General features: G+C 52.0%; 10 protein-coding genes. 5 read left to right on the top strand and 5 right to left on the bottom strand.

Translation table 11 applies throughout. The features are described 5' to 3' along the window. Positions 1-18 precede the first annotated feature (18 nt). The 5 genes from ACXLHR_RS17770 to ACXLHR_RS17750 are packed head-to-tail and all read left to right on the top strand — an operon-like array spanning position 19 to position 6,737. The gene (locus tag ACXLHR_RS17770) at positions 19-1,557 is read left to right on the top strand and encodes an ABC transporter ATP-binding protein (protein WP_458792802.1); all 1,539 of its coding nucleotides are present in this window, start codon (positions 19-21) and stop codon (positions 1,555-1,557) included. Then, entirely contained in the window at positions 1,554-2,579 is a 1,026-nt protein-coding gene (locus ACXLHR_RS17765; RefSeq protein ID WP_458792801.1) for an ABC transporter permease, read from the top strand. Before ACXLHR_RS17770 ends, ACXLHR_RS17765 begins: the two co-directional genes overlap by 4 nt. Further along, a complete protein-coding gene (locus ACXLHR_RS17760) occupies positions 2,576-3,475 on the top strand; it encodes an ABC transporter permease (RefSeq protein ID WP_458792800.1) in 900 nt (299 codons plus the stop codon). Before ACXLHR_RS17765 ends, ACXLHR_RS17760 begins: the two co-directional genes overlap by 4 nt. Continuing rightward, a complete protein-coding gene (locus ACXLHR_RS17755) occupies positions 3,465-4,439 on the top strand; it encodes a sugar-binding transcriptional regulator (protein ID WP_458792799.1) in 975 nt (324 codons plus the stop codon). The genes ACXLHR_RS17760 and ACXLHR_RS17755 overlap by 11 nt, the downstream gene beginning before the upstream one ends. A 27-nt stretch (positions 4,440-4,466) precedes the next feature. Continuing rightward, entirely contained in the window at positions 4,467-6,737 is a 2,271-nt protein-coding gene (locus ACXLHR_RS17750) for a molybdopterin-dependent oxidoreductase (protein WP_458792798.1), read from the top strand. A gap of 133 nt (positions 6,738-6,870) precedes the next feature. On the opposite strand, the gene ACXLHR_RS17745 is transcribed toward ACXLHR_RS17750, so the two are convergent. The 5 genes from ACXLHR_RS17745 to ACXLHR_RS17725 all read right to left on the bottom strand — a co-directional run bounded on the left by ACXLHR_RS17745 (position 6,871) and on the right by ACXLHR_RS17725 (position 12,829). Then, complete coding sequence (locus tag ACXLHR_RS17745) at positions 6,871-7,881, bottom strand: hypothetical protein (RefSeq protein ID WP_458792797.1); 1,011 nt, start codon at positions 7,879-7,881, stop codon at positions 6,871-6,873. Positions 7,882-8,776: 895 nt separating this feature from the next. Next, on the bottom strand, positions 8,777-9,859 hold the full coding sequence (locus ACXLHR_RS17740) for an ABC transporter ATP-binding protein (RefSeq protein ID WP_458792796.1): 1,083 nt from the start codon (positions 9,857-9,859) through the stop codon (positions 8,777-8,779). Positions 9,860-9,862: 3 nt separating this feature from the next. Then, a complete protein-coding gene (locus tag ACXLHR_RS17735; RefSeq protein ID WP_458792917.1) occupies positions 9,863-10,648 on the bottom strand; it encodes an ABC transporter permease in 786 nt (261 codons plus the stop codon). A gap of 14 nt (positions 10,649-10,662) precedes the next feature. Then, a complete protein-coding gene (locus tag ACXLHR_RS17730) occupies positions 10,663-11,649 on the bottom strand; it encodes an ABC transporter permease (RefSeq protein ID WP_458792795.1) in 987 nt (328 codons plus the stop codon). A 70-nt stretch (positions 11,650-11,719) separates the two neighbouring features. Further along, positions 11,720-12,829, bottom strand: coding sequence for an ABC transporter substrate-binding protein (locus ACXLHR_RS17725; protein ID WP_458792794.1), 1,110 nt, complete (start codon positions 12,827-12,829; stop codon positions 11,720-11,722). Between the last annotated feature and the right edge of the window lie 34 nt (positions 12,830-12,863).

Genomic DNA, 12,863 nt, shown 5'->3' with positions numbered 1-12,863 from the left:
CTGCGTTAGGGGAAAAGTTTGGAAACGAATAAAGCATCAGGGCCGCCGGTTTGTCGGCTGATTGGCATATCCAAGTCATTTGGGTCAACAAAGGCCCTGCAAGATGTTTCATTCGAGGTACGACAGGGTGAGTTTCTGGCGCTTATCGGCGAAAATGGCGCCGGTAAAACCACGACGATGAGCATTCTGTTCGGCCTTTTGGACCCTGACGCAGGGAGTATTGAAATCGCAGGCAAACCACAGAAAATGCGGTCTGCTCGTGATGCGATTGCAGCCGGATTTGGTATGGTTCATCAGCATTTTATGCTTTATCCGGACCTCACCGTTTTAGAAAATATTATTGTTGGTCAAGAGGATACGGGTGTAAGCGGGCTTATCCCTTTGAATGATCACAGGGCGCGAGCGGAAAAAATCATTGGCGAATTTGATTTTGCGTTAAACCTTGATCGCAAAGTTTCAGAATTGCCCGTTGATGCACGCCAACAACTCGAGATTGTGAAGCTGCTGTATCGTGGGGCGTCAGTGGTTATTTTGGATGAACCTACGGCAGTCCTGACACCACAAGAAAGCATTGCACTGTATAAAATGCTGGCCCGATTGCGCGCGCAGGGGACTTCAATTGTTTTGATTACGCATAAGCTGGATGAAGTGATGCAAAATGCGGATCGTATTTTGGTGATGCGCCGCGGGAAGCTTATCGCGGAGCGCGATTGCAACGCCACAAATAAGACCGAATTGGCCGAGCTTATGGTTGGTGATAAAATCGATGTGATTGCCAAGCGCAATGTCATGACACCTGAAATTTCCGTCAGTGTGAAAGACCTGACTGTGACCCGTCGGCAGGGAAAACCCGCACTGTCAGGTGTATCATTTGATGTCAGGGTCGGAGAGATTTTTGGCGTCGCGGGCGTGTCTGGAAACGGACAAAAGGAGCTTGCAAATGCCTTGGTCGGCTTGGAACCGGCGCGTGGTCAGATCATGTTTAAAGGGCGTGACATATCGGGCCTTGATGTATCTGAGCGGCGCAAAGCTGGTCTAGGTTACATGGCGGAAGACCGTATGGCTATGGGGCTGGCTTTGCACGGCACCGTCTCTGAAAACCTGATTTCAGGACGAGAAGGCACCGAGGAATTTTCTGGCAAGGGTATCCTGAAGAAACAAAATATACGCGAATTCAGTCGCGCATTGATTGAGCGCTTTGATATCCGCACTCCGTCTGCAACCCAAACAGCGGGCAATCTTTCAGGTGGAAACCAGCAAAAGATTGTTGTCGCGCGCGAGTTGTCGGCAACGCCCAAATTTCTCGTTGTTGAAAACCCGTGTTGGGGGGTTGATGTTGGGGCGATCACGTTTATCCACAAACAGATTTTACAGCTCGCGAAAGATGGCTGCGCAATTGTGCTGATCAGTAACGACCTTGAAGAGCTTTTTGCTTTGAGCGATCGGGTTGGCGTTGTTTTCGACGGTAAGCTGACGACCATTTTTGAACGCAATGAGCTTGATTCAATCGCCGTAGGGGCTGCGATGTCGGGACAACACAAGGACCGTGTGCAATGAGCAAATCGCTCCGCCTTTTCCTCGTGCCGCTTGGGTTTGTGACTTTCGGGATCCTGATCTTGCTTGCCTTTGGACCTACGCGCGAAGCCGTTTTGGCCTTTGTGAACGGAGCGTTTGGTGGCCGCAATAACTTTAACTTGTATTCAACCCTAAGCCGCTTTTCTATTTTGCTTGGCTTGGCGATGTCGGTGCTTGTTTCATTCCGCGCGGGTCTTTTGAACATCGGGGCAGAGGGCCAACTTGTGCTTGGTGGACTAACTGCGGCGCTTGTTGGAGTTTACTTGCCGGCGCCGCCATTGGTTGTGGCAATTGCCGCGTTGCTTGCGGCGATGACCGTCGCGGCAAGTTGGGCCGTTCTTGCAGGTTTGATCCAGCGAACGACCCATGTGCCGCTATTGATCGGGTCGCTTTTGCTGAACTATCCCGCGTCATATATTGCGTCATATTTTGTGTCGCATCCGTTTCGTGACGTGAACAGTGGGGCAACGCAATCGTTCCGGATCATGGGCGAGGCGGCGTTGCCACGGTTTACGGGCACAATTTTGGACTACGGTATCCTGTTAATCGGTGGCACCGCATTGCTGGTCATTGTCCTAGAACGGACCTCTGTTTTTGGCTACCGGGTGCGAATGCAGGGTTATAGCTTTCAATTCGCGCAAGCCTCCGGATTTCCGACTGCGAAACTCTATTACCGGACATTGATGATAAGTGGCGCGATTGCAGGGATGACGGGGTTTGTTGCGGTGTTTGGTTTGAACCAGCGGTACATCGATGGCATGCTCACGGCGCCGCTTTATGCATGGACAGGGATTGCTGCGGTGCTGATGGCTGCGATCATTCCTTGGGTCACGCCGCTGACCGCTTTTTTCTTTGCCGCACTCGCTACTGGCGCAATTGGCATGGAGCGGTCCGTTGGTATCCCACGCGAAGTTGGCCAAATCATCCAAGCCGTCATCGTTCTCTATTTATCAGGCGTTGCGGGTAAAATGCTCTCTGGAAGCGGCAGGGGAGGAAAATCATGATATTTTTTGATAGTGCGATTATTGAATCAATTCCGCGGCTCGTGACCCCAGTCCTGCTAGCCGCGATTGGCAGTGCACTTTGCGAACGGGCGAACGTATTCAACATTGCGCTTGAGGGCATGATGTTGATTGGCGCGTTTGCGGCCGTGGTCGGGACTTATTATACGGGGAGTGCGATGGGCGGGCTCGGCTTGGCGATAGTCGCGGGTGCCCTCTCAGGGCTCGTTTTTTCGTATTTCGGCGTAACCCGTGGCGGGGATCATATTATCGTCAGTATCGGGTTTAACGTGCTGGCGATCGGGTTGACGGCATTTTTAATCGGACAAATTTTCGGCGTGTCAGGTCAGTTTGACGATCCGCGTATTGTGCAACTGCCGCGTATCGACCTTGGACCGATCGCGGATATCCCGATCATCGGTGATTTCTTTTCGGGGCAGTCGATCCTTGTTTGGTTCGCGGTATTCATGGTTTTTGCGGTCCATTGGTTCTTGAAGAACCATAAGTACGGGCTGCGGCTTCGTGCGGCGGGGCAGAATGCAGTGGCGATGCGCACAGTTGGCGTGTCGCCCAATATGATGAAAATGTCTGCATTGATCGCTTGCGGGATACTTTGTGCTTTGGGTGGCGCACAACTTTCGATCTCGAATGTGACGCTTTATACCGAAGGCATGAGCGCGGGGCGTGGCTGGATCGCTTTGGTGATTGTGATGATGTGTAGCGCAAGATTGCCATGGATTTTGCCGACGGCCATTTTGTTCGGTTTTGTAGATGCCTTGGGCTTTCGTATGCAAGGCCTTGGTTTACCCCAACAATTGACCGAGAGCTTGCCCTATGTTCTGGCAATCGTCGTATTAATGCTCGTGTTCAAGAGCAGGGCATCCCAGCATGCAAGCTAATATTGCCAAGTCCCCCAGCGTAGCGCAATCGCGTATAGAGCAGCAAGTTATCGAAGCGGCATGGTGTTATTTCCACGACGACATGAGCCAAGCAGAGATTGCGAGCCACCTTGGGCTGTCACGCAGTACCGTTGTCAATTATTTGGCGCAGGCCCGTGCGAATGGCTATGTGCGCGTTTCCTTACAAACGGACGTTTTTCGGGACCGCAAAATTGCGGAAGACCTCAAGGCCAAATTCGGATTGGTTGATGTTCTTGTGGTGCCAAGCGTGGCCGACAGTGCAGCCGCAAATCTCAGACGGGTGGCGCGTGTTGCTGCCGACTGGCTTCCTGAACTCTTGGAGCCGGGGGATAGACTTGGTGTTTCTTGGGGCGAGACTGTCTATCAGATTTCGACGGCAGTTGAAAAAGTGATGATACCGGATTTGGATGTCGTGCAACTGGTTGGGTCGCGTGCAACGCCGTTAGGCTTTGCAGCTGAAATTTGTTCGGCAAACCTTGCGGAAAAATTCTCGGCAAATTGCATCAACTTACATGCGCCGCTTTTGCTTGAAAGCCGTGAATTGGCGGCAATGTTGCGGCAGGAGCCGGTCATTGCGGAACAGCTACGCGCAGTGCGCGAGTGCAACAAAATTATCTTTGCGGCGGGGTCCGTCAGCATGAACAGTCATGTTGTTAAAAGTGGCGTAGTTAGCCAGAAAACTTTGGCGGCATACATCAAAAATGGGGCTGCTGCTGTGATTTGTGGCCGTTTTATTGATCGCGATGGAAACCCAATTCCAGGAGAGATCGACGACCGTATCATCGGTACAACTATAGCCGAGCTACAGGGAAAAGAACTGGGCCTTCTTGCCGCTTCGGGCGCAGATAAAACCGATGCAACACGCGCTGCGATTAAAGCTGGGTTCACAACCCACCTAGCAACTTGCTCCGCTATCGCAGCGGCGCTGCTCGCGGATGATTAGTATCAAAAGAACAAAGGCCTTTCTAGCTTGAAAAAATCGTCATGGCCTCTCACCGCAATGCATTGGGGCACGTACCGTGCTGAAACAGATGGTAAAACGCTGCGTGCGTTGCATCCGTTTGAAGAAGATAGTGACCCGTCTGGGATCGGTCAGGGGTATTTCGGTGTGCTGGATGGACCCACGCGCATCACGTCGCCCATGGTCCGAAAAGGGTGGCTGGAAGACCCGAAGGGCCGCAGCCGTGGAAAGCGTGGTTCGGACGAGTTTATCCCTGTTTCATGGGGTGAGGTGTGCACGCTTATCGCGGATGAGTTGACCCGAGTGACATCAGAGCATGGCAATGAGGCGATTTATGCCGGCTCCTACGGTTGGTCCAGCGCAGGCCGTTTTCATCATGCACAGGGTCACATGCGCAGGTTTCTGAATATCAACGGCGGTTATACCAGTTCGTTGAATACCTACAGTCTTGCTGCAGGAGAGGTGATTTCAGGTCATGTTATAGGTGGGTTTTGGGTCGCTGCCGCCGATACGACCGATTGGCAAAGTATTATTGATAACACGGAATTATTTGTTGCATTTGGTGGACTACCTGCCAAAAACGGGCAGATCGCGCAGGGCGGTGTTGGCCGTCACCGCCAACGCGAAGCAATGCGAGACGCCCATGCCAAAGGGGTCACATTTGTGAATGTATCGCCTTTGCGTGATGATGCTATCAGTGAAATTGAGGCAGAGTGGATCGCGCCCAGACCTTCGACCGATGTGGCGATGATCCTTGCACTGTGTCATTGCTTATTGAACGAGGGTCTGCACGATGCGGTGTTTTTGGAGCGCTATACTGTCGGGTTTGACCGCTTTGCCGACTATCTATCGGGGATCTCGGACGGGGTCCCCAAAACTGCCGCTTGGGCCGCAGAGATATGTGATATCGATGAACAGACCATAATTGATCTTGCCCGACGAATGCACAAAAGCCGCACTATGATTTCTGCAAGCTGGTCACTCACGCGGCAAGACCACGGCGAACAACCGTTTTGGGCGACGATCACGCTCGCGGCCATGCTGGGTCAGATTGGTTTACCGGGCGGCGGTTTTGGCTTGGGGTATTCTGCTGTCAATTCAATGGGCTTGGAGAACAACAGCTTAAATTATGCTGCAATGCCGCAAGGCAAAAATCCGATCAAAACCTTCATTCCTGTTGCGCGTATTTGCGACATGCTAGAGAGTCCGGGAGGGCAGGTTGACTACAACGGTCAAACGTTAGTGTACCCCGACATCGAGATGATTTGGTGGACGGGTGGTAACCCGTTTCACCACCACCAGGATTTGAACCGCTTCCGCGAAGCATGGAAGAAGCCAAGCACTGTGATTGTGAACGACTGGTGTTGGACCGCGACTGCTATGCACGCCGACATTGTGCTGCCCTCGACCAATCCACTTGAGCGGCAGGATATCAGCATGGGGGGCCGCGACCCTTATGTGATTGCAATGGAGGTTGTGTCTGAAGCGCCCGCGCTTGCGAAAGATGACTTCGAAATATTCCGCGAACTTGCGCGCAAATTGGGGCAAGAACAAGCGTTTACCGAAGGGCGCAGCGCCGATGAATGGCAGAGGCATCTTTACACTAAAAGCCGGAAAATTGCAGCAGAGGTTGGGGTCGCGTTGCCCGATTTCGACCAATTGCGCAGCCAACGCTGGCATAAGGTAGACACCCCCCACGTTCCAAATGTCATGTTTGACCAATTTCGTGCCGACCCAGAGGCGCACCCGATTCCCACGAAAAGCGGTAAAATTGAGATTTGGTGCGCGGATATTGCCACTTATAATTACGACGACTGCCCACCACATCCGACGTGGATGGAACCGTTTGAATGGCTTGGCGACGCTGTTTCAGGCGAGCTGCATCTCATCTCGAACCAACCCGGAAACAAGCTACATTCGCAGCTTGACCACGGTCCCTTTAGCCAAAATGACAAGGTGAACGGCTTTGAGCCGTTGCGCCTGAACCCGCTGGATGCCTCCGATCGCCGCATTGAAACTGGCAACACTTTGGAGGTCTATAATGGGCGTGGTGCTTGCCTTTGCAGTGCTGTGGTCGACGATGCCCTGCGCCGTGGCGTTGTGCAAATCAGTACCGGCGCGTGGTTCAAACCATCTACTGAAGTGGCGGGGATGTGTTTGAATGGAAATCCGAATGTTTTAACACTGGACAAAGGCACGTCAAAACTTGCACAGGGCCCGACCGCCCATACGTGTCTTGTAAAACTGCGTAAGGCGTCAAGATTGTCACAAAGCGTTTAATCAAATAGGTCTAATGATGTTCGGAATACCCGAGATAGGTTATTTGGTTTGAGCCCGCCCCTGTGGCAATATTGTTTGATCGAGGGGCGGGCATAGAAGCAGGATTGAAAAAGAAGGCTCCAATTGTTCGCTGCTATTTAAAGTCGCCGTTCATGTAACGGAAGAAGGCGGGGTTCACCCAAACCTCAACGGTTTCAACAGAGTCGATCTCGGACACGGATCGAAATTGTGTCGCCCTTTCCGCGGCGGTCTCGGTCAATGCCGCCAAGTCTGCTTGATACTCACCAATGGTCAGAATGTTTTCACTGATCGGCTCATATCGGTCCATCGCAGTGTATGAGCGATAGAAAGGCTGCCACCAAGAATCGATAATCAGCCCTGGCTCATCTGCGGAATCCTTTTTCGCAAATGTGTCAATCAAATCCATAAACGCTTGCCGACGCTCGGTTGTCTCAAACTGAAAGTCGATATTATACTCGACCATGACATTTATCATCAGGCCGTTTTCAAATGTGACAACACTGGAAGGTGGTTCGCCCCACTCTGGCAGAAATATGAACGCAGAGGATTTTGGTATGAACTGAACTTTTGGATCAAACCCTTCACTTTTCATCAGATAAAGCAGCTGAACTGCATGTTCGATACTGCTATGCCCGTAACGCAGCATCAAATTAGGATCAAATTTGGACAGGTCGTCGGTATTAAGAACATTATACCCTGTCGTATATCCGCTTAAAATGAGGCCGTTGAGTGTCGCCAATACATCCTCGTCCTGAATGACCGTCGACTCTTCCCACTCCATCATTATACGCTCAACGATGTTGCGATCCGACACGTTGCCTAGGTAGTGTTCAGACAGATCGAGTTGATCGGTAACGAAGTGGTCCAATTTCATCGAAACTGTTGCAGGATCGGCCAGATCCCCAACCATGAGAACGCCCATATCAATCAGTAGCGCATCGCCTTGTGATGTGCTTTTGCCGTGTGTGGCGGCTTCAGTTTTTTCGACACTATACGTTGCAGCAAGTTCGCTTAGATTAAGGCTTTCGATAGCTTGCCCTAAAGTCAATTCCTGTGCGCTTGCCTGTGCTCCGAAGGAAACCACTGTTCCTGCCAGAATGCCCCAGATGGTCCGTCTATTCATGGATCTAATCCCTTCTTATTTCAATTTTCGACATCATTGCCCTGATTAATAACTGGGCTGTTTTTGTCATGCGACATTCAATCCAAAGATGGCGCATGAACATTGCATGCAGCTTTCTCGAAAGAGATACATCGGATGTTGGCTCTCTTAGCTCTCAGCGGGGAGTCTGATGGCATAATTACGCAAATGTCAATGATGGTGTTCAATGGCTAAATAGTGGCACGCTAAAAGATCCACTGCTCTTGTTGAATTTAGATTAGATGCCTCATCATATTGTCTCCAGCATCCTTTATTAGAACACTGCTGCAGGTGTCTTCCAGCTCAAGCTTCTGCTTAAAAAGCGTCAAATCACCATCCCCACTCTTACCTAAATTGCGTTTTGGCTGCCGGGCAGTAGATGAACGTAAACCTCAAGGCTTTTGGCTTGCGAAGATCCCTTCGGGGATTGCTTCACATTCCATCCACTGGTTAGCGCAATCCGCACCGCATCTTGCCTAAATTCGTCTGTTCATTTCTGTCCCACAGTCCATCTCCTTTGTTGCAGTAAGTATTATCAAAGAAGCGGCATCAAACCGCGACAAGTCCAATGCTTTTGCGGTCGGTGTAGAAATTTGTGTCCAATTCAACGAAGTGCGAGGACGATGCATAAGCATCATAATCCTTGGCTTTATAACGCTACTCATATCAATAAAAATGTGACGAAACAAATTCATCAAGAGTAAGCACACAAGCTATTAGGGCCCGCAGATTGAAGGCGAGTTATATACCATTCTAGCATTTGCATAATCAGTGAATGCACTAACTTCCATTGAGGCGGCAGCCTCATCCTTGAATAACGCCGCACACCCAATGGCAGTCATAGTGGTTTGTCCAAGAGCCGTGTTTTGATTCCGGCTCAGTCCGTTAGCAAGGCCATGTTGTCCGCCTCCCAGCTGACCCAAATAGTATCGCTGCCGATCGACTGGCCGGTTTCAGCATCCACATAAGCTTTGAGTAGCGCCCCTTTCTCGCCGACTGCGATCTGAATCGCCATGCGAGAGCCTAGGAAGGTTCTGCCAACGACGCGTCCCTGCACCGCATTGGCTGTCTGCGGCCGTTCAACGCTGATGCTCAGTTTCTCTAACCGCACTGACGCGGTGATTGGCTGTCCAGCGACAGGAAGACCCACAGGCGCTTTGCCCAGAAGAGTTATGCCTTCCCAGTCCATCACCACTTTGTCGCCCTCGGTGCCACGCATCACGCCTGACAATAGGTTGGTTTCGCCGATGAACTCGGCAACGAAACGGGTAGCGGGACGGAAATACAAGTCTTCGGGGGTACCGTCCTGTTCGATCCGGCCTTTATTCATGACCACGATCCGGTCGGACATGGTCAGCGCCTCTTCTTGGTCGTGGGTCACGAAAAAGAAGGTCTTGTTGGTGCGCCGTTGGATCGACTTTAACTCCTGCTGGACTTGGCCGCGCAGTTTTGCATCAAGGGCGCCCAAGGGTTCGTCCAGCAGCAAGAGCGCCGGATCGGGGGCTAGTGCACGTGCCAGCGCCACACGCTGCCGCTGTCCGCCTGAGAGTTGCGCGGGATAGCGGTCGCCAAAAGCGATAAGTTCAAGAAAGGACATAATCTCTTCCGAGCGGCGTTTGATATTTGCCTTGCTCATGCCCTTCAGCTCCAGTCCGAAAGATACGTTCTGCGCAACGGTCATGTGCGGGAATAGCGCATAATCCTGAAACACCATATTTACATGGCGTTTTTCTGGTGGCTGATTGGTCACATCCTCGCCGTTTAGGATCACCCGGCCAGCGGATGGGCGCTCGAATCCGCCGAGGATGCGTAGTGTCGTGGATTTGCCGCAACCCGAAGGTCCGAGAAAGGTCACAAACTCGCCTTGTGCGATGTCCAGCGACAGGTTTTCCAATGCAACGGTCTTGCCGAAGTGCTTGGATAGCCCTTCGATGCGGACAAGCGGTGTCTGGTTGTTCATAGCTCAGGATTCCTTGTTCATGCGGCGGGTAAAGCGTTCGGCCCAGATGCCGATGGCGGCAGTCATAAATAGCGCAACTGTTGCGATGGCGTTAATTTCCGGACTCATACCCGAACGTAGTTTGGAAAAAATCAGCACTGGCAGTGTCGGCTCATAGCCACCCAAGAAGAATGAGCGGACAAAATCGTCGAATGACAGCAACAGACAGAAGATAGACGCACCGACGATCGCGGGTATCAGATAAGGTAGTGTGATCCGGACGAAGGTGATCAGCGGGTCGGCACCAAGGTCGCGCGCTGCATCAATCTGGCTTTTTGGCATGGTCGACAGGCGCGCCATGACCACGAGCACGACGAATGGCACGTTGTGCACCGCGTGTGCCCAGACGATGGCACCCATGCCTGGCTCGATGCCAAGATAGCGGGCGTAGATGCGGAACGCGATTGCAGAGATGATTCCCGGTACCAGCGCTGGTAGAACGGCTAATCCGAAGACCGCCATACGGCCGATGAAGCGGCGCCCCTCCAGCAATACTGCGATCCAGGTACCTACAAAGATCGAAATTAGCGTTGAGAGCACAGCAATAGCCACTGAGTAGCCAAAAGTGGACAAGATCTGCGCATCGGCAAAGATGCCCGTATACCAGCCTAACGTCCATGACTGGATCGGAAACCCGATAAAGTTGCTGTCCTTAAAGCCCATCACGATCATCAGGATCAGCGGTACAAAAATATAAAGAACGAAGACCCAGTAGATGCAGGCCAAGAGTATCCGATTGCCGCGGAACATTTCGACACGATTGTTCATTTGCGATCTCCCTTGCGGAGTGAGTTCATTAACTTCTGGAACGTCGCGGTTATGATTAGGGCGGCCAAGAACATTACCGTCGCAAAGGCCGCTCCGGTAGGCCACTCATTCCCCGCTACGTGGAAGAAGCCCGCAATAGTTTCGGAAAACACCGTAGTCGACGGCCCACCCAGCAAAACGGGCGTGGCGTAAAATCCAGTAGAAATCAAGAAAACCAGTGTGCAGCCCGAGGAAATCCCCTCGATTGTCATTGGTAAAGATATCCGTCGAAACCGGGTCCACGGCCCCGCACCCAGATCGGCAGCGGCCTCGTTCATGCTCTTGGGCAACTTCTCCAAAGCCGAATAAAGCGGCAGCAGCATGTAGAGCGCGGTCAGGTAGACGATGCCAATACCCATGGAAAAACTAGTGTACATGAAGGGGATCGGCCGTTCAATCAGGCCAAGGAACTTGAGCAGCATGTTCACCGCGCCGGTATTGCCCAGCAGGATCATGATCGCGTAGGTTCGTACGATTTCACCCACCCAAAACGGAATCAAAAGCAGTAGTAAAAACAACATCTGATTGCTGCGACTGACATGGCGTGCCAGAAAATAAGCCACCGGATAGGTAATGATCAGTGTGCAAAAGGTGAAAACCCCAGCAAAGGCCAGCGTACGGAAGAACGGCATCCAGAAGATGCTATCTCCGAAGAAACGAATATAGTTGTCCAGCGTGAAATGCTGTTCCACTCCCGGTGCAACCGGATATGCGTCGGTAAGTGATACCCTGAGCATCTGCAACATTGGCCCCAGATGCTGGGACAGGACCCAGAGGAGCGGAAAAATCGCAAGAAACAGAAATTGTCGCCGGGGTGACGCCGTGACCAGCGCCATTAATGACTGATACGGTCCCCAATTAGCCAACCCGCCCCAAAATGTTCGATTGGACGCCTCGCTCGTCATGTCTGACGGATCTTCCGCCGCTGATAAGTCGTTTTTCATATGGTTATCTTTCTCGGATCGCTGGTTGCCCTGCTCCGCGAACGGCAGAGCAGGTTCCGTGCGTTGCAGGTCAGGCCGCCTTGATGGCCTCAACTGCGGGGTCCATCAGGCCAAACTTCAAATCGTTTTCCTCGGTGCGAAGGAAACGCATGGTGGCCAACTGCTCATCAGGAAAGCTGGTCGATTTCTTCTCGAGATCGGTCAGATATTGCGAAGCGTCCTTGTAGGTCGAGATGAAGCCCGACTTTCTGCTCATGGCCGCGCCAATTTCAGGCGAGGACAAAATGGCATCGAGGAAAGTATAGGCATTGTCGGCGTTCGGCGCATTGTTGGCGACGTTTAACGTATAGACAAACCCGTAAGAGCCTTCTTGCGGGATACTCATCGCCAACGGGAAACCGTCATTGATCAAAGCCGCAGCCGGGCCGTTCCACGAATGACCTAGAACGATGTCTTGGTTCACCATCATCTGCTGGAATTCGGCGCTACCGTCGTAGTATTTACGTACCAGCGGTTTATTATCGATCATGAACTGCTGTACTTCGGCCATAATTTCGGCGGCGCGCGCGTGATCGTCGCCATATTCGATGAAGTTGGCGTCATAGCCTTTCATAAGCATAACAATGGAAAGCATGTCCTGAATAATATACGCGGTCTGACCGCGGAACTTTTCGCTGAACAGCGTGTCCCAAGTCTGGGCTTCATCTTCGGTAACATAGTCGGTGTTATACGACAGCACATTCATGCCCGATACGATTGGCGCGCCCCACTTGTTGTCATTGATCGTCGACCAGTCGGATTCCGAGAAGGCAGGGTTGATACGATCCCAGTTGGTCAATCGGCCAGTGTCTAGCGGTGCCAGCATATCGTTTTCAATAAACTGAAGGAAGCGGTGGCCTGCGACTGTTATGATGTCCACGGTTGGGTTCGGCTGCTCGGCGGACAGCAGGTTGAACTGCTTACCTTGGTCGTCGACCAGACGGACGTTGACCTTGATTCCGGTATCTTTCTCGAATTGTACGCGGAAATCCTCGGGGACAAAATCATTATACGTCCAGATGTTGACTTCTCCACCCGTCTGGGCGGCGCTACGGCGCAAATAGACGGGCGAAGCTAGTAGCGCGCCACTGGCCGCAGCGGTCCCCAGAAAACGGCGGCGGTCGAAATTTGATTTAGTCATCTTTTCTCTCCTTGTCAGTTTTTATCTTTTTGTT

The sequence above is a fragment of the Yoonia sp. MH D7 genome (assembly GCF_054439475.1).
The sequence above is the reverse complement of the archived record's forward strand: the minus strand, read 5'-3'. Positions and strand labels throughout refer to the sequence as shown.

Bases quoted from the DNA above. Each gene is read 5' to 3' on its own strand.
- ACXLHR_RS17765 (WP_458792801.1), top strand. From the start codon at position 1,554: ATGAGCAAATCGCTCCGCCTTTTCCTCGTGCCGCTTGGGTTTGTGACT.
- ACXLHR_RS17760 (WP_458792800.1), top strand. From the start codon at position 2,576: ATGATATTTTTTGATAGTGCGATTATTGAATCAATTCCGCGGCTCGTG.
- ACXLHR_RS17755 (WP_458792799.1), top strand. From the start codon at position 3,465: ATGCAAGCTAATATTGCCAAGTCCCCCAGCGTAGCGCAATCGCGTATA.
- ACXLHR_RS17745 (WP_458792797.1), bottom strand. From the start codon at position 7,881: ATGAATAGACGGACCATCTGGGGCATTCTGGCAGGAACAGTGGTTTCC.
- ACXLHR_RS17740 (WP_458792796.1), bottom strand. From the start codon at position 9,859: ATGAACAACCAGACACCGCTTGTCCGCATCGAAGGGCTATCCAAGCAC.
- ACXLHR_RS17735 (WP_458792917.1), bottom strand. From the start codon at position 10,648: ATGTTCCGCGGCAATCGGATACTCTTGGCCTGCATCTACTGGGTCTTC.
- ACXLHR_RS17730 (WP_458792795.1), bottom strand. From the start codon at position 11,649: ATGAAAAACGACTTATCAGCGGCGGAAGATCCGTCAGACATGACGAGC.
- ACXLHR_RS17725 (WP_458792794.1), bottom strand. From the start codon at position 12,829: ATGACTAAATCAAATTTCGACCGCCGCCGTTTTCTGGGGACCGCTGCG.